The organism is Klebsiella planticola (genome assembly GCF_000783935.2).
Lineage (GTDB): Bacteria > Pseudomonadota > Gammaproteobacteria > Enterobacterales > Enterobacteriaceae > Klebsiella > Klebsiella planticola.
Window position 1 is genome coordinate 14675 of record NZ_CP026049.1, and the last position, 14415, is coordinate 29089.

Below are 14415 nucleotides of genomic sequence, written 5' to 3' on the forward strand. Positions count from 1 at the left end.
CTATTTCCTCGCTGCTCTATTTAATCCACTGCCGGAAACAGGAGTCCGGAACATCATGAAAAAAACCTTTAAGAAGGGAAGTCGGCAGATACCAGTAAATAAGATCGCGTAACCAGGAACTGCCCCGCCCTTTTTTCAGTTTTTTGATACCCCAGAAAACCAGTGCCGCTGCAGCCATACCAAATATGAACTTGCTGGTCCAGAAACCCCAGCCGAGACAAATCACGGCCGGGATAAGTTCATCGAGATATAAACCAAACCAGCGGGACTGGTTAGTCAGTGTTTCCGGGAAACGGTATTTCTTTAATTCGTCTCCCGTCATCACGAATATCCTGTTAGTAGCCGGCGACCGACATACCGATGGTAATGAAGGTAGAGATGATGGCGAAGCCGAACAGGAACTTCACGTTTTTGGTCATCATATACATGATGCCGCCCGCGATAACTTCTGCCAGAACAACCCATTTGACCACGCTGGACGACTTACCGAAGGTACCTTTAACGGTAGTATCACCGGATTTCATCAGATCGGTTGCGGTGGTGGTGGCCATCGCAGCATCCGGGAAGAACGCTGCCAGAGCAGCAACCGGCAGTACAGCCTTGGTTACTTTCAGGGCTGACTTTTTGTTGAAAACACGAGACAGAAAAGATGGTTTGGTTTCTTCAGAGAAAGCATTCCCCTGAACATTTAATACAGCATTCATATTTATTTCCTTTAAAAAGAATGGTAGATATATAAAACAGATTTATGACTATTATGATAAATCACACTTCCTGTTCACCTCCTGGTACGGTTAGTTCTGAGTTATAAAAATCCGGAAACCTCTCAAGATGATCTTTCAGTCTCAAATAGGCTTCGGATGTTTTACTTCTTCTACTTCTGTCTTTTGCTTTGATGAGTCGACGATTAGTCTCTTCATCCAGTTTCAAAAGCACATTTTTTCCTGGCGCAGGTCGTGCGTTGCTCCTAATCGCTCTTTCCAATCGACCTCCAAAATAAGGTTACCAACTCTTAAAAAAGTTTACATTGACGAATAAAAATGTAAACCAATAAAGGAGAAATTTTGAGTAAATTATATTTACATTTTAAGAGTACGAAACGTACTTTTAAAATAACAAACCATTAACACTGTTTTTAAGTATATCTATTACATTATGAATAATTCTGGAGTAACTTAACGAATAAATTGACGAAATAATAAGGTGGTCTCTGTCAGAAAACTGCAGGTCTTTCTTGATCTTATTTACTACATTTTTTGAAGTTTGTTCTTGCACACCAGTAATTTTAGAGATAGTGGAATGAGAACAACCAATAGCATATAAGTTAAAAACTGCCCAATCTGAATTGGACGCTCCATACTTACTTTCAATGTACTTATTCATTTTTAGTGCAAATGTAGCATATCTTCCTGAACGATCATGAAGAACATCCCCATCTTGTATAAATACCCATTTACTGAATAACTCCTCTTTTAAAGAAATACGTTCAATAAATACAGTCCATCTTTGATCATTTATCTGAACGTTTTGAACAAGGCAAGCAGACCCACCTGTCAGAGCTCTGATTTCCGTTTTAACTAATTCCACCCCGACATCAACAGAGATGGATGAAAACCACGAGTTTCGATCGTTGTTTGTAAAAAAAAGTTTATCGAAAAGAGGGCTTGTGTGAACTAACTCACCCAGATTATTACGAATGAAGGAAGGACTCGATGAAATGTTAAGCATTTCGACCAAGTATTGAATGGATACAGTTTGACTACATACAGTATTTTGACTACGATCCGTCGCACACATAGGAGCCTCCAATACAGGATACTATGGACAGCTGATGTGAAGGGTTCGCCCCCTTCACATCAGCGATTCTCAAATTTTGTGAGACCTCAGCCTCTCAAACTATGATAAATGTAGTCCACTTCCCTGTCACTATAAAACAGCAGATCATTCCGCTTTAATTTATTATTATTTAGTTTATTATTCTTACCCCATCTGATTATTTAGCTTTCCTCATCATCGGTATCAGGAAAGAATCTTTCTACCACTTCTTTGGCATCATCTCTTATGTTCATAACCATTGATTTGAAATCAAAGCGCTCGTCACCCTGTATATGCGGACTGAGCGATTCCATAGCCAAAACTTTAGAAATAGAAAACTGAGTTTTTATCACATTTTCAAGTAACATTTTATTGAACTCAGCTTGATTGAAACCAGATTCCTTTCGTTCCATTTGTGCCTCATAAACTCGCAACCCTAATTCAAGAAGCATTGAGGCAACACTTGAAAAACTGACATCTTTATCTTTCGCCCCTTCAGCCTTACGCTTTTCTACAATTGCATTAATTTTTTCAGCCACTTCATCGCTGGCATACGCTTGGACCCTGGCCATATCAGTTCCTTTATTAAAACTTACAACAGATGAGGTATTATGATCAGAAGATAACGTTAGTTTTATCTCATTACAACTCTAAACTTAAGTCTGGAGTCTAGGCATGTTGTCTTACGATGCATATAACGACTCAAGTCTAGAGTTAAGTCATCATAAGTATATGAAAATAAATACGAGAGTTGTGTATAAGTCGTCATAGACTTACCAGCAACTTATACACGACTCACTTGCGACTCGTAATCACATAACGCTATATTACATAAAATAACATAAGGTACGTTATGTCACTGTTCTTAAATACAAATCTGCAAAATTTTAATTTTGCGTGGGGTGTGGTGATTTTGTGGTGAGGAGTGCATATTTGTTGAGTCTGCATCTGGGATGGGTTAACGTAATTCCGGCATCTGGCCCCGGAGGGATAACCATGAAAGGAATGGCACTGGCATTCACTCTTTTTTTATTTTCCAGTTCGTCAATGGCAGCGGATTGTTTTGATATGGCAGGACGGGATTATCGAATAGATCCGGATCTGCTCCGGGCTATTTCATGGCAGGAGTCAAAATGGGTGGTGGGTGCCATCGGAAAAAATCCGGGAACAGGCTACGGTGCCGGACTGATGCAAATCGATTCGCAGCACCATATGCAACTGTCGCGGTACGGAATTAAACCGCAAAATCTTCTGACAGATGCCTGCCTGAATATTTACACCGGCGCATATTATCTGGCACTGGCGTTTCAGAAATGGGGTATAAGCTGGGAGGCGGTCGGTGCCTACAACGCCGGGTTCCGCAGAACGGACAGGCAGGCCATGCGACGACTGGCATATGCGAGGAAGATTGAGGTTATCTACCGGGCCATCAAAACCAATAAAAATGCAGGACAACCCCATGCTGTTAAAAAGTAAAGGCCTCATTCGTGAGGCCTTTACTTTCATTACACGACTAACCAATCGCACGCCAGATTAAATGACGTTCGGGATGCTGGATAATGTTGACATAATTCCTCAACGCATCCTGCCGGGACACAAGATGATGACAGATCCGTGCATATTCCGGCCCCATTTCTGACACCTGCCAGGACAGACTGTTCATCACCATCAGCGTGGCAATAATTCCTGCTGCATCGGCGCTGAATTCATTCTCAAAATAATTCTCAGGGATGTTCATCCTGTAACGTTGCTCACCTTCCGGCGCAATATATCTGGTCTGGGTGGTGATGAACTGGATACGGTTTGGTGCAATATTCCCACCGACACCCTGCGGAATAATCCAGTAAGACCAGAAACCACCGTCGTAATCGGAGTGCTGGCGTAACCAGTTATCTGCCATATTATCCGCAGACGGGGTAAAAAAGAGCGCCTGGATAAAATCCAGACACGCCTTGTTATCGGTCACTGCACAGCGCAGATATTTATCTGTTTTAAATTGTTCGTCTGATTCACGAGTGGCGGTGTTGACGTGTATTGTGTGCATGCTGGTTGTCTCCTTCGCGTTTTATTAAATCGTTCGACTTCATCACTGAGCGGCAAAGGGCAATTTGCAGCTGACGGGGAGTAAATAAAGGGGCGCGAAGCGTTTATATACCCTTTATTTACGCCACGGGCGATGCTAAAAGCCGCCCTCCGCGAAAGATGATGTCGGGCGATATCGCGCAGAATTGAGAATGCACACAACCCTGAACGTCAATCCGGTCTTTATTGGATTCACGTTCAGGCCAAAGAATGGCGGGTATTTATCGCCACGGTGAGAGCGGCGCATCCTGATAGGGATGCAGCAAGCGAGATTTTGAATTTGCGTCAGGATGGAAGCCCGCAGGGCAGAGACAGCCTGCTGGCTCTGTTCACGACAGCCATGTCCCGACAGGGACGACGCCCGGGTCAGTATTTATTTAATCTCTCACCAGAGATAAATTCCGGAAGAGATAAACAGCAGCATGCAGGAAGAGATGTAACAGGGATGAATAAAGAATATTGATGAGATAACGCCGCGCCGGAGTAATACGGGCGGCGCGTAGCGCAGCCGGTATTATTCTGCACCGCAGGTGCGCGGCCTTTTCCTGCAGTCGGGCAGGTTATCCCCTGCCCTTCCGGTTATTTACGCGGCCTCCTTATTTTACCTCCTGAAAAAGCCACCCCTTACGGAGCGGCAGGTTTCACATCACGCCAGACCGAGGCCGCTGTAGACCACGGTCAAAAACTGTTGCCAGTATTCCAGGCGCATAGCGGGGACGTGGGCACGCTTCCCGCTGCGTAAAGCATTTACAAACGCGTTTGCCTGTGCGACGATTTGCGGGTCAAATTGCATGGTTTAATCTCCATGTTGGTTTTACATATGCCGGATGCAAACTTTTGCGGGTACGTATCCGGCGCGGAATGAGCAGGCGAAAGCCTGCTTTTTTCATTTCTGGAACAGGTTAAATCCCTCCTTTATGCGCGTTTTAATCTGCGCATGGCTCAGGTTGCACACATCCCGCAGCCGGAAATATCTGGCTCCATAGCGGGCATAAATCTCTGCCACGTCACCGCAGACCATTTCCTGCAGCATGAACGTCTCCCAGCCGCCGTTCTCACTCGTTGACCATTTGAGCGGGTACATCAGGCCCAGCGCATCATGGAAGGCGTGAACGTCGATTTCAGCGGGCGCTTTCACCGCCGCTTTCTGGCGACTGAGCCAGTATTCATGCTCGGCTTCGGCAGTCACCTGCATTCCCGGACGGGCTGAAGATTCGGTGAGGTGTAAGTACATAGTTTTCTCCTTCTGGTTCAATTGGTTACTTCACGCCTAAACGCCGGAACATATCTGCGATAATGTTTCGACGTGCATATGACGCACCGGCAGCTTTCAAATCAGCCAGGACATTAAAGGCATAGCTGGCGCTCTTTCCGTGAAATGCCAGTACCTTTGCTGCGATCGGTTCCGGGCAGGCCATAACCCATCTTTCGGTAGATTCAAAAGCGGCGGTGTTGACGTTGTTGTTTTGTGTGTTCATAGCTGGTTGTCCTGGATATTGAAGCCTGCACGCTCAATCAGGCGCACAAACTGTTTGAAATGATCCGCTTCAGCCACGTTGATATGACAGAACTGCTTATCCACGCCACGGCTGAGGGCATAGCCATAGCTGAAGCTCATTTTTTCCGGGTGGCTTCTGCGATATTTTTTCAGCGCAACAAGGCTGCTGAATTCCATGACGTCCCACTCTTCCTCTGAGTTTTTTGGCTTATCAGCAACGAGGATCGTGTATGACACGGCTTTTCCCCCCATCTTTCTGGAAGATTCTTGAGCGGCGGTTTTGACGTTTCGTGTGTGCATTCTGGTTTTCTCCTGTGGTGATGGTTGTCCATCTCCCTGGTGAGTTCTCTCGCGGCACAGGGCAAAGGAGCAACGCTGTAAGGAGGAGAACAAGGGGCGGAGACAAAAAGTTTTTGCGGTCCCTGGCAAAAAGTTTTTGGCGGAGTTTATTTACCCCTTGTGCGACGACACGGCGGTGCTACGACCAGCCCTCCGCGTGAGGACACACGGGGGATGGCCTCACCGGGGGGACAGGATGCACACACCCGACACGTCGGAACGGCGTGGCGCCATAAAAGTGACGGCAGCTTTATCGCCGGCACGGTGAAAGCGGCGCATCCTGACAAGGATGCAGCAAGCGTGAATTTGAATTTGCGTCAGGATGGAAGCCCGCAGGGCAGAGACAGCCTGCTGGCTCTGTTCACGACAGCCGTGTCCCTAAAGGGACGACGCCCGGATCGGAATTCATTGGGTTCGCCTGTAAGGATAAATACCGGAAGGGATAAAAAGCAGCATGCCGGATGAGATATAACAGGGATGAATAATTAATCATGATGAGATAAGCCCGCGCCGTAATAATACGGGCGGCGCGTAGCGCAGCCGGTATTATCCGGCACCGCAGGTGAGCAGCCTTTTCCCGCAGTCGGGCAGGTTATCCCCTGCCCTTCTGGTTATTTACGCCACCTTCTGTCATGCCCTGTCGGTGAGAATCGATACAACACATGCGCATAATTGCTATAAGACAAAATGCTGGGGCTGACAGAAACAAAAGGCCAGCCCCGGCCGGTTGCTCAGTACAGTGCAATGACAGGCTTCTTGATACCGCAGGCATGAGCGTATCGGGTCAGCGTGTCAATGCTGGCTTTGGTGATGTTGTTTTCCAGGCGGGAAATAACCGGAGGTGTAACCCCCATGCGTTCAGCAACCTGCGCTTTTGTCAGGTTGTCATGCTTACGCCATTCTGCCAGCAGCTCTCTGAGCTTCTCCTTGCGTTCTTCTTCCTGCCATGCAGCGCGATATTCATCGTCCTGCATCCACTCGCTATGCAGTTCTTTATGGCTTACCAGTTTCATTGAGTACCTCCGCTAAACGCTTTTTGGCGAGATCGATTTCTTTCGCTGGCGTTTTCTGTGACTTTTTGATGAAAACCCGCAGCATAATGATGGTATTGCCTTTGTGGTATACCCATATGCCCCTGGCGATGTCCGTCCCCATCGTGCGGATCTCGAAAAGTCCATCGCCCAGAGGCCTGGTGTCTGGTTCCCGCAGCAACCGGGCATCATATTCCAGTTTGCCGATGAGACGGTCAAACTTCACCCTGATTTTTACGGGTAATGCTGTGGCTTCTTCCCTGGCATCCGGATGATAAACGACGCTAAACATGTGACCTCCCGTTTCCTGTATATTAACCTACAGGCTAATTTCAATCAAAGTAAAGTTAACCTATAAGCTAATTTTCTGGCAGTTATCTTAGCGGCCTGGTCATTATCACGGACTGAAAGAATTTTTACGTGCCTGTGGCTTTTCAAATGGCTACGATGGATTGCCCGGACAAGGCCAGTATTTCGATAATCCAGGGGTGGATTTGTTCTGCTTGCCTTTGTCCGGGCACCAATCTAAGCGGCACGCTCTGCCTCCCAAAGAGAAAACCCACGCACACCGCATATCCTGCGCCCGCCACCCAGCGCGACATGATCGATTAGGGAGCAGGTTTCCCGGCTTCCACGACGTCGGAGACCAGTTTATGCGGTCCGGTCCAGTTTCCAGCGCGGGGAATAGCGCCACTTCATCCGCGGCTCCGGTGTGTCAGCTTGTTCGGGACCTGCCAGCGTTCTGCCTGACGCACAGACTCCGGTGTCTCTCTCACAATGAAGCTGATTTCATGCATGACACCATACAGCGGCTCCCCGGCATCCCGCAGCCAGTCCAGGGAGACCAGCGAGGCAAACCGCGATCGCCAGTTCCAGAAGGCAGGCTCCAGATCCCGCGCGTCAAACTCGTCAGCCCACTGGCGGTACCAGGTGTTAACGGTCTCCGGTGACTGAAAGTTAAGCTCCGTGATAGCCTGCCCCAGCAGGTTCTGTCGCAGCAACCAGGTATGTGCTATCTCTTTGCCTTCACGCCGAACTCTCCGGGTGAACGCAATATTTTCACGCTGCATCCGCCGATCGGTTCGGGTGTGAATCACTTCCGGAAAAAGTTCAGCCTGAACATCGGTTGTCAGCGGCAGCGGGCAGCATTCCCCCTGACTGGCAATCAGCGTATCCAGTGCCTCTTCCACCTGCTTCAGATTATTCAGCCGGTCTTTCGGATCACGGTGCAGGCCGGGAATACTCCGGGCGACGGCGCTGTTAATTCGACTGCAACCGGTCAGCATGCGCAGGAACGTGCGGACATGGGGCATCGAGGGCAAACGAGCTCCCCGAAACCGGGCGTCTTCCACGAACATGATGGCCTGCAAAGCAGCCTGGCGTGCAGGTTTCAGGGTCACAATGGCATGGGATGAGGGGATCACAGTTCGCCCTCCTGAGCCAGGGTGCTGATGATACTGGCAAAGGAATAGCCGTCAGTATCGAGACACGCTATCAGTGCCAGCGTGTGGGAGATCAACTCCGGGTTAAATGTTTCCATGCTACGAACAACGGAGAACGGCTGGCCGCCACGGGTCACAAAAACGACCATCCAGCGCGTACTCAGCTCTCCCGGACTGCAGACCGCCACATCAAAATGACCGTGAGAGGGGGAAAAACGGATCTGTACCGGAAAGAATCCGCCGAATTCACTTTTGTACTCTCCGTTGACGTCCCAGCTCTCCGGACAGGACAGATCCCGCATCACGGCATGGGTGAGTTCACGGCGAAAATCTTCACCGGCGGCGCGGTAGTCTTCCAGCTCTCCGGCGAACATGGTTTTCAGGACATCGGTGGTAATGATCGTGTGCATAGGTTTCTCCTTACCGCCGCCCCCCAGGGCGGCGTCTCCGTTATCAGGCGGCGCAGGCCGGGTTGTTATGGTCGGTGACGTGGTCGACATCAGCGTCTGTATCGCTCTGACTCGTTGCCAGACTGAGTTCAGACTTTGCGGCAGGCTGTTTCTGGTTGTCGGCACTGGTCATCCATTCCGGAACCCACCGGGTTTTTGACAGGAAGTGCTCTGCATGTTCAGCGGCATCCTTTTTCTTCATTTTCGCGGCGTCCTGTGCTGCGCCAGTCAGTCCGGCCTGAGAGAGTGCCTGTACAATGTGTGGCTGCTTCATGTGCGAGAAAAGGTTATCAGCCGTCGGTTTCCACCAGTCGCGAAGGTCAAACTGGATGGCGTTTTCCACCCCATCCAGCGAACTCTGGTGTTTACGACCAAACTCATCCTTGCCCTGTACACCATCAATAGAACAGGCGGTGCAGAAAGCCATCAACGCCATCAGGGTTGCGCCATCGAGCGTAAAGAAGGTGGTCATATCCTTTCGCCAGTTTTCCGGCAGCAGGGCTTCAAGGCGTTCTTTTTCAGCCTGGATTGCCTGAAACGCAACGCTGTTTTCACCGTCAGGTGCTTCACGGGTCAGCGCGTAATGCGACACACTCACGCTAATGCAGAACGGCTCTTTGACGGACGTCGTGGTATGGAAAACCGAATTACACAGTTTCCAGACCATCAGCGCGATGGCTTTCTGCGGCTGCTGCAACAGGGCCGCCTGAACCGCCAGTGTGCGTTCAGAAGAAAGGCGGGTCAGCAACGGGACACTGACGGCGTCCAGCGGATCGACTTTTTCAGGAGCCTGATCGGTGGATGCATCCTTCTCCTTTATTTTTTCATCGGCGCACAGCACCACACCGCGCTGTACTTTCACCTCCTGACCAGTCCAGGAAACCACCACTCCGGCGGATTGCTTCATTTCATCGGGCCATGTCCGGTGTTCAGCGCGAAACTCAATGGTCTGCTGTTCATGCCAGACCTCATTGAGTTCACCTGCAACACGCTCCCCGTCATCCCCGGTATTTTGTACTTCGAGTTCTTCTTCGCGTTGTGCAAGGAAGGCAAGTCGTTCCGATTCGGCTTCGGTATATGCCACAGGCGGGACAGCATGCAGACGCCAGATTTTAGTATCCTTCCCGTAGTGAGAAATCGGTTCAAGGCGGCCATCGCACCATGACCAGCCTTCTGCTTCGCGAAGGTGTTCCGCGATACTCTGCAGTTTTTCCAGCAGGGCGGTATCGAGAGAAGCACTTTTGACATAGCCGCCGTTTTCGCTGCTGAAGAGATCAACCCGGATTTCTTCCGGACTGAATGCGGCCTCTCCCACAAAGCGGAATTTGTCGCCGTTTGTGGAGACCTCTTCTGAGGTAATGAGGTTACGGATCGAGGACACTGATACTTCATTATTCCAGGACCGTTTGCGGGCGGATTCCAGCACTTCCACCTGGCGTTTCTGATCGCTTTCGAGCGCCAGTGACTGGCAGTGTTCGGTGGTGATTTCATCCTTCGCCAGCGCCTCCAGAATGTCGGGAGCCAGTTCGGTCAGCTTCAACATACGCTGAACATGACGGGTACCGAACCCCAGCAAGTCACCAATCTGCGCGGGGGTTTTCCCCTGTGCTGCCAGCGTGCGGAACCCGGCGATCTGTTCAGACGGATGCATTGCCATCTGCTGTTCGTTTTCTGCCATTGATGCCGCAACAGCCAGTTCATCAGGTACCTTTTTCACCATCACCTGATATCCGGCATCGATACGGTTTTCACTCTGCAGGAGCTGCAGAGCTTTCAGGCGACGACCACCTGCAGCCACACCACACTGCCCGTCATGAAGAGAATGAACGACCAGATTCTGCAACAGGCCAAGCGCTTCAATGGAGTCTGCCATTGAGCGTACTTTCTCCACCGGATAAGGGATGGTCCTGACGTTCAGGGGAGATTTTACCAGTGCCGTCACCGGGACATACTCAATCGGCGCGGCATCGAGAGCCGCTTTCAGGGCGGCGGCTTCGGCAGGTTTCACCGATTTTTTGCTGGTTTTTGGTGCAGTTTTTACCTTAGACTCTGTTGCAGACATAATTGATACCTCTCTGATATTGATGACTGTCTGCCGGACAGCCCCCCTGTCCGGCACCTCTTACTGCTTATTGCGTGTTACGGATGCCATAACGTTCGATATAACGGTTGAGCCATTTCCCGGCATCCGCTTCAAAATTCCATGCGCGCCACACCATTTCGCCGTTCTGACGAACGACCAGGCGAAAATGCGAACCCTGATCGTCTTCAATGGCGACATTTTCAAACTGTGCCGCCACCGCTTCAGCCTGTGCTCTGGTGAAGGTGTCATCCGGTAACGGACCGTTATCGTAAATACTCATCTCTCTCCTTTCGGCCCCACCTGGGCAGGGCCGGCCTGAAACGGGTTATCAGAACGGGGCATCGTCATCCATCGGCGGGTAATCATCCGGGGACGGCTGCGGGGGTTGCTGGGACGGCGCGGCACTCTGACGGCCTTTTTTACCGCCCTTCGCTTTCGGGGATGCCACAGGGGGTTCAGCAGGTTGTACCGGAGTCTGCGGCTGTGCGGGCTGATGAGGTACGGCGCTCTCTGACGAACTGCCCTCACGACGCCCACCCAGCATCTGCATCGTGCCGTTCTGCCCGACCAGCACCTCGGTGACATAGCGTGTGGTTCCGGCCTCATCCTGCCAGTTGCGGGTGCGCAGCTGGCCCTCGATGTAGACCTGAGCGCCTTTACGCAAGTATTCCCCCGCCACTTCCGCGAGCTTGCCGAACATGACCACACGGTGCCATTCGGTGTTTTCGCGCAGTTCCCCGCTCTGTTTGTCACGCCATGTTTCCGATGTGGCCAGCGTCAGGTTGGCCACCGCGCTCCCGTTGGGTATATAACGCACGTCCGGGTCCTGCCCCAGATGACCAACCAGAATGACTTTATTGATGCCTCGTGCTGCCATGATGACTCTCCTTACTCCGTTGTTTTGCTTTTAAAACCCCATCATCCGTTGAGTTACCGGAAGCCGCGGTTTTGACGTTTGCGGGAACCTGCTGTTTTGTTCCCGGAGGTATGACCTTCACCCGTTTGAGAACCTTCGCCGCAAGGGCGTCAACGAGCACGGCCCGGTGCAGCTGTCCGGGGTGAGCGGGAAATTTTTTCCGGTCTAATGGAGAGAAGCGAAATGGCCGGAAAAAATTTATTGCGAAAGGCCACGCCGGCCCTGGACAGCCAGGCGGGTTGTGCTTGTCTCAGCCCCGGCGAAAGGGACTTAAACGGTGAAAAGGCACAGGAGAGGAAATGAGCAGGGACCCGCCGCAACGTCGGGGCGCGGCACGCGAAACGGCGGTGCCCCTTACAGCCCGGCGGTCACTGGCCGGGGTGCAGGGAGCGCAGGGCACGGCGCGACAGGGCGGCGCCTCCGGAACGGAGGCTGCAAGCCTGCCGTTGACGTTGCGTCATGGGATGGAAGCCCGACAGGGCGGAGACAGCCTGGCTGGCTCCGTTCACGACAGCCCGCCCGGACGCCCACTGCAGGACCTGAAATAAACGAAGAGCAAAAAGAAAAGCCGGCAGAAACAGATGGATGACCACGCTCCATCAGCGGCTCATCCGGAACAGGAAAAAAGGAACAACAGTAAACCAGAATACCAGAAGGAAGAGAGGGACAGGATGAACGCGGAGAGGGAGAGCCGGCGGCGCGTCAGCGCGGCCCGGTCCTCCTGCGCCGCAGGCGTGCGGCCTTTTCCGGCGCGGCCAGACGGGGGCACACTCCCCCGCCGGGCTAACCGGCTTTCAGGCAGCTATCCTGAGCAGAACAGTTGAAACGTCGGTATACGTGAATGTGCCTCGCGGCAATGGCTCCCAGACATCAGCAAGCGGCTTCAGTATGGATTGTTGTCGCGGCCCGTTCAGACAGACCGCAGTGACCACGCCGCCGGGTGCCAGCAGCGTCACTGCCCGCTGTATATGCCGGATATCCTGCGCATGGTTAAACGGTGGATTCATGATAATTTTGCTGTAGTGCTTTTCCGGCCGGTATTCCAGAAAATCACCCAGCCAGACGCTGACGCCCGGGAAATGATCCCGGAGATGGCAGACCAAATCCGCGTTCAGCTCCACGGCGTCACACTGTGCCCGTGGCGCGCCTTCCCTGACCGCCCGTAGAATGGCGCCCGTTCCGGCGCTGGGCTCCAGAACATGATCAGAGTCCACCACCTCCGCCAGACTGACCAGCCGACGACAGAGCGGATCGGGCGAGACAAACAGCTGTGAACTGGCCCGGATTTCTGTCACAGGCATCCGGTCATCCAGCCTGGCCCGCATCGTCTGAATACGCGCCCTGAGTTCTCTGTGCATAAGTCAACCTCCCTGATCTCCCCGGCAACCTGCCGGGGAGTCTGCCTGTCATTTTTTCGGAATTTCAACGGTTTTCATGTCAGTGATATAGACATTCACCAGCGTACAGCCGTGCGTCATGCAGCGGCGAAAGCGGTACGCGCCGTGCGTCTCAGTTTCGGCCACACCCCGGACAGCCTTATAGTCCCCCGGCATTCTGGCCCATTCGGCTTTGGTCATCTCCCGGGATCCCTCCCCCGGATAGTTGACGATCGGGGGACGTTTTGCGGCCTGTTTCGCGGTGCTGACCTCTTCGGCTGAGGGAGCTTTATAGTCAGTGATGCGGTCCGGGGTCAGTTTCATGGTGCCGCCGTAGCCCAGAAAACGGTAACAGGGAGTTTCCACCGAACTAACCTGACCATTGCTTTTGTTGATGCGGATGATGGTTAACCACTCGCCCCGGCTCAGCACCTGCCCGCCAGGCTCAAATTCCTGTGTCCGGGTGACCACACCGCCGCTTTCATCCAGCATGGCGCGCTCATAGCTCAGACGGTTGCGATAATGATGAACCCAGCGTTGCTGATGGCGGATTGTGCGTTCATGGCAGCGGATCGCAATATCCCGCGCCTGTTCAAAAGTAATGATGTCCTCAGACAGGGCAGAATGGAGAGACATCGAGCCCTCATACTGGCTTTTCTCTGCCGGGCGGGGGTATTTGTCTAGCGTGAAGCTGGCATAAATATGGTCATAATTACTGACCAGTAACGCCATTTTCAGATCAAGAGTCTGCGCGCGCCACATCGTCAGATACTTTTCAGACCGGGCAATGTGCTTTTCTGCCTTGCGTAATTCCGCCTCAATTTTTTTGATACGACGGTAACGCACATCCGGACGCTCTTTGTACTTCGCGTGCCGTAAAGAGGCCTGCGCGCGCTCTTCCCAGTATTCTGCGCGTTCGAACAGCATCACCGCGCGTTTCATATCGTTTTCAATCTTCTGCGCATCCCGGCGCGCGCGGCGTTCGCTGTGATGGCCAACCAGGATCGGCTGACCGAAGGGGATAGCCGACGCCAGCGCGTCCACATGCGCAAGCTCCCGCTCAGATTCACCGGCGCGTTTGTCGCTGTAGTCGTTAAAGCGTTCCGCGCGTTGCTCCTGACGGTCAAAGAGTGTGCTGTCTTCGTCCCCGATATCACCGGCGAGAGACAGTAACACATCCTCGCGGCCCGGTGTCCAGGCTGGCGCCACAAACAGTCCCTGTTTCGGCGCCCACCGGAACCCCGCATCATGCACTTTTTTATACGTCTCTTCATCGAGACGGAGCGAGGCATAAAGCCGCAACTTGTTATCATCCGGGGAATAGGTCCCCCGATACATCTGGCCGATCTCCTCTTCAGCGCCGGTCTGCGGGATAGTGTCAGCA

20 protein-coding genes and 2 pseudogenes are annotated in these 14415 nt (G+C 52.0%); 2 read left to right on the forward strand and 20 right to left on the reverse strand.

Annotated features, from left to right (window positions below; all coding sequences use genetic code 11):
* Positions 1-16: 16 nt before the first annotated feature.
* The 5 genes from traL to traM form a co-directional block, all read right to left on the reverse strand.
* A complete protein-coding gene (gene traL / locus MC50_RS27355) occupies positions 17-322 on the reverse strand; it encodes a type IV conjugative transfer system protein TraL (protein WP_020323523.1) in 306 nt (101 codons plus the stop codon).
* Between the two features lie 13 nt (positions 323-335).
* Positions 336-704, reverse strand: coding sequence for a type IV conjugative transfer system pilin TraA (gene traA, locus MC50_RS27360; protein ID WP_047665734.1), 369 nt, complete (start codon positions 702-704; stop codon positions 336-338).
* A gap of 61 nt (positions 705-765) precedes the next feature.
* Positions 766-930, reverse strand: a complete 165-nt coding sequence (locus MC50_RS27365) for a TraY domain-containing protein (protein ID WP_032444506.1) — start codon at positions 928-930, stop codon at positions 766-768.
* Between the two features lie 177 nt (positions 931-1107).
* Complete coding sequence (locus MC50_RS27370) at positions 1108-1797, reverse strand: hypothetical protein (protein WP_071889125.1); 690 nt, start codon at positions 1795-1797, stop codon at positions 1108-1110.
* A 200-nt stretch (positions 1798-1997) separates the two neighbouring features.
* On the reverse strand, positions 1998-2387 hold the full coding sequence (gene traM / locus MC50_RS27375; RefSeq protein WP_032700831.1) for a conjugal transfer relaxosome DNA-binding protein TraM: 390 nt from the start codon (positions 2385-2387) through the stop codon (positions 1998-2000).
* A 424-nt stretch (positions 2388-2811) separates the two neighbouring features.
* On the opposite strand from traM, the gene MC50_RS27380 reads away from it, so the two are divergent.
* Positions 2812-3291, forward strand: coding sequence for a transglycosylase SLT domain-containing protein (locus tag MC50_RS27380; protein WP_032716648.1), 480 nt, complete (start codon positions 2812-2814; stop codon positions 3289-3291).
* Positions 3292-3328: 37 nt separating this feature from the next.
* Here MC50_RS27380 and MC50_RS27385 read toward each other — a convergent pair whose 3' ends face one another.
* From MC50_RS27385 to ssb, 13 genes and pseudogenes are all read right to left on the reverse strand, one after another.
* The gene (locus MC50_RS27385) at positions 3329-3859 is read right to left on the reverse strand and encodes an antirestriction protein (protein ID WP_032716647.1); all 531 of its coding nucleotides are present in this window, start codon (positions 3857-3859) and stop codon (positions 3329-3331) included.
* A 684-nt stretch (positions 3860-4543) separates the two neighbouring features.
* Positions 4544-4690: a hypothetical protein gene (locus tag MC50_RS27390; RefSeq protein WP_032700834.1), complete on the reverse strand. Its 147-nt coding sequence runs from the start codon at positions 4688-4690 to the stop codon at positions 4544-4546.
* Between the two features lie 93 nt (positions 4691-4783).
* Positions 4784-5131: a hypothetical protein gene (locus MC50_RS27395; protein ID WP_047665736.1), complete on the reverse strand. Its 348-nt coding sequence runs from the start codon at positions 5129-5131 to the stop codon at positions 4784-4786.
* 25 nt (positions 5132-5156) lie between these two features.
* Positions 5157-5315 carry a hypothetical protein gene (locus MC50_RS27400; protein ID WP_162180130.1) on the reverse strand — a complete coding sequence of 53 codons (159 nt, stop codon included), beginning with the start codon at positions 5313-5315 and terminating at the stop codon, positions 5157-5159.
* 56 nt (positions 5316-5371) lie between these two features.
* On the reverse strand, positions 5372-5647 hold the full coding sequence (locus tag MC50_RS27405) for a hypothetical protein (RefSeq protein WP_032700867.1): 276 nt from the start codon (positions 5645-5647) through the stop codon (positions 5372-5374).
* 818 nt (positions 5648-6465) lie between these two features.
* The gene (locus tag MC50_RS27420) at positions 6466-6747 is read right to left on the reverse strand and encodes a helix-turn-helix domain-containing protein (protein WP_004118961.1); all 282 of its coding nucleotides are present in this window, start codon (positions 6745-6747) and stop codon (positions 6466-6468) included.
* A complete protein-coding gene (locus MC50_RS27425) occupies positions 6728-7057 on the reverse strand; it encodes a type II toxin-antitoxin system RelE/ParE family toxin (protein ID WP_004118963.1) in 330 nt (109 codons plus the stop codon). The genes MC50_RS27420 and MC50_RS27425 overlap by 20 nt, the downstream gene beginning before the upstream one ends.
* Positions 7058-7304: 247 nt before the next feature.
* Positions 7305-7464 (reverse strand): annotated as a pseudogene (locus MC50_RS29325) (theronine dehydrogenase); the annotation flags it as partial.
* Positions 7461-8189 carry a plasmid SOS inhibition protein A gene (locus MC50_RS27435; protein ID WP_004118966.1) on the reverse strand — a complete coding sequence of 243 codons (729 nt, stop codon included), beginning with the start codon at positions 8187-8189 and terminating at the stop codon, positions 7461-7463. The gene MC50_RS27435 and the pseudogene MC50_RS29325, both read right to left, overlap by 4 nt.
* Positions 8186-8617 (reverse strand): conjugation system SOS inhibitor PsiB, encoded by a 432-nt coding sequence (psiB, locus tag MC50_RS27440; protein WP_004118968.1) that lies wholly within the window; start codon positions 8615-8617, stop codon positions 8186-8188. Before psiB ends, MC50_RS27435 begins: the two co-directional genes overlap by 4 nt.
* 43 nt (positions 8618-8660) lie before the next feature.
* Positions 8661-10718 (reverse strand): ParB/RepB/Spo0J family partition protein, encoded by a 2058-nt coding sequence (locus tag MC50_RS27445; RefSeq protein ID WP_032700842.1) that lies wholly within the window; start codon positions 10716-10718, stop codon positions 8661-8663.
* A 67-nt stretch (positions 10719-10785) separates the two neighbouring features.
* Complete coding sequence (locus tag MC50_RS27450; RefSeq protein ID WP_009654057.1) at positions 10786-11019, reverse strand: DUF905 domain-containing protein; 234 nt, start codon at positions 11017-11019, stop codon at positions 10786-10788.
* Positions 11020-11067: 48 nt separating this feature from the next.
* Complete coding sequence (ssb, locus tag MC50_RS27455) at positions 11068-11616, reverse strand: single-stranded DNA-binding protein (RefSeq protein ID WP_009654061.1); 549 nt, start codon at positions 11614-11616, stop codon at positions 11068-11070.
* 316 nt (positions 11617-11932) lie between these two features.
* Between ssb and MC50_RS27465 the strand changes: the two are divergent.
* A pseudogene (locus MC50_RS27465) lies at positions 11933-12176 on the forward strand (hypothetical protein); the annotation flags it as partial.
* 273 nt (positions 12177-12449) lie between these two features.
* Here MC50_RS27465 and MC50_RS27470 read toward each other — a convergent pair.
* Together MC50_RS27470 and MC50_RS27475 are read right to left on the reverse strand one after the other, a co-directional pair.
* Positions 12450-13013, reverse strand: coding sequence for a class I SAM-dependent methyltransferase (locus MC50_RS27470; protein ID WP_032700843.1), 564 nt, complete (start codon positions 13011-13013; stop codon positions 12450-12452).
* 48 nt (positions 13014-13061) lie between these two features.
* Positions 13062-14369 (reverse strand): DUF3560 domain-containing protein, encoded by a 1308-nt coding sequence (locus tag MC50_RS27475; RefSeq protein WP_102047565.1) that lies wholly within the window; start codon positions 14367-14369, stop codon positions 13062-13064.
* Positions 14370-14415 lie beyond the last annotated feature (46 nt).

Coding starts and splice junctions, on each gene's coding strand:
- MC50_RS27450 (WP_009654057.1), bottom strand. CDS start 11,019: ATGAGTATTTACGATAACGGTCCGTTACCGGATGACACCTTCACCAGA.
- MC50_RS27470 (WP_032700843.1), bottom strand. CDS start 13,013: ATGCACAGAGAACTCAGGGCGCGTATTCAGACGATGCGGGCCAGGCTG.
- MC50_RS27420 (WP_004118961.1), bottom strand. CDS start 6,747: ATGAAACTGGTAAGCCATAAAGAACTGCATAGCGAGTGGATGCAGGAC.
- ssb (WP_009654061.1), bottom strand. CDS start 11,616: ATGGCAGCACGAGGCATCAATAAAGTCATTCTGGTTGGTCATCTGGGG.
- MC50_RS27425 (WP_004118963.1), bottom strand. CDS start 7,057: ATGTTTAGCGTCGTTTATCATCCGGATGCCAGGGAAGAAGCCACAGCA.
- MC50_RS27385 (WP_032716647.1), bottom strand. CDS start 3,859: ATGCACACAATACACGTCAACACCGCCACTCGTGAATCAGACGAACAA.
- MC50_RS27395 (WP_047665736.1), bottom strand. CDS start 5,131: ATGTACTTACACCTCACCGAATCTTCAGCCCGTCCGGGAATGCAGGTG.
- MC50_RS27400 (WP_162180130.1), bottom strand. CDS start 5,315: ATGGCCTGCCCGGAACCGATCGCAGCAAAGGTACTGGCATTTCACGGA.
- MC50_RS27405 (WP_032700867.1), bottom strand. CDS start 5,647: ATGGGGGGAAAAGCCGTGTCATACACGATCCTCGTTGCTGATAAGCCA.
- traA (WP_047665734.1), bottom strand. CDS start 704: ATGAATGCTGTATTAAATGTTCAGGGGAATGCTTTCTCTGAAGAAACC.
- MC50_RS27370 (WP_071889125.1), bottom strand. CDS start 1,797: ATGTGTGCGACGGATCGTAGTCAAAATACTGTATGTAGTCAAACTGTA.
- MC50_RS27475 (WP_102047565.1), bottom strand. CDS start 14,369: ATGTATCGGGGGACCTATTCCCCGGATGATAACAAGTTGCGGCTTTAT.
- psiB (WP_004118968.1), bottom strand. CDS start 8,617: ATGCACACGATCATTACCACCGATGTCCTGAAAACCATGTTCGCCGGA.
- MC50_RS27390 (WP_032700834.1), bottom strand. CDS start 4,690: ATGCAATTTGACCCGCAAATCGTCGCACAGGCAAACGCGTTTGTAAAT.
- MC50_RS27445 (WP_032700842.1), bottom strand. CDS start 10,718: ATGTCTGCAACAGAGTCTAAGGTAAAAACTGCACCAAAAACCAGCAAA.
- traM (WP_032700831.1), bottom strand. CDS start 2,387: ATGGCCAGGGTCCAAGCGTATGCCAGCGATGAAGTGGCTGAAAAAATT.
- MC50_RS27380 (WP_032716648.1), top strand. CDS start 2,812: ATGAAAGGAATGGCACTGGCATTCACTCTTTTTTTATTTTCCAGTTCG.
- traL (WP_020323523.1), bottom strand. CDS start 322: ATGACGGGAGACGAATTAAAGAAATACCGTTTCCCGGAAACACTGACT.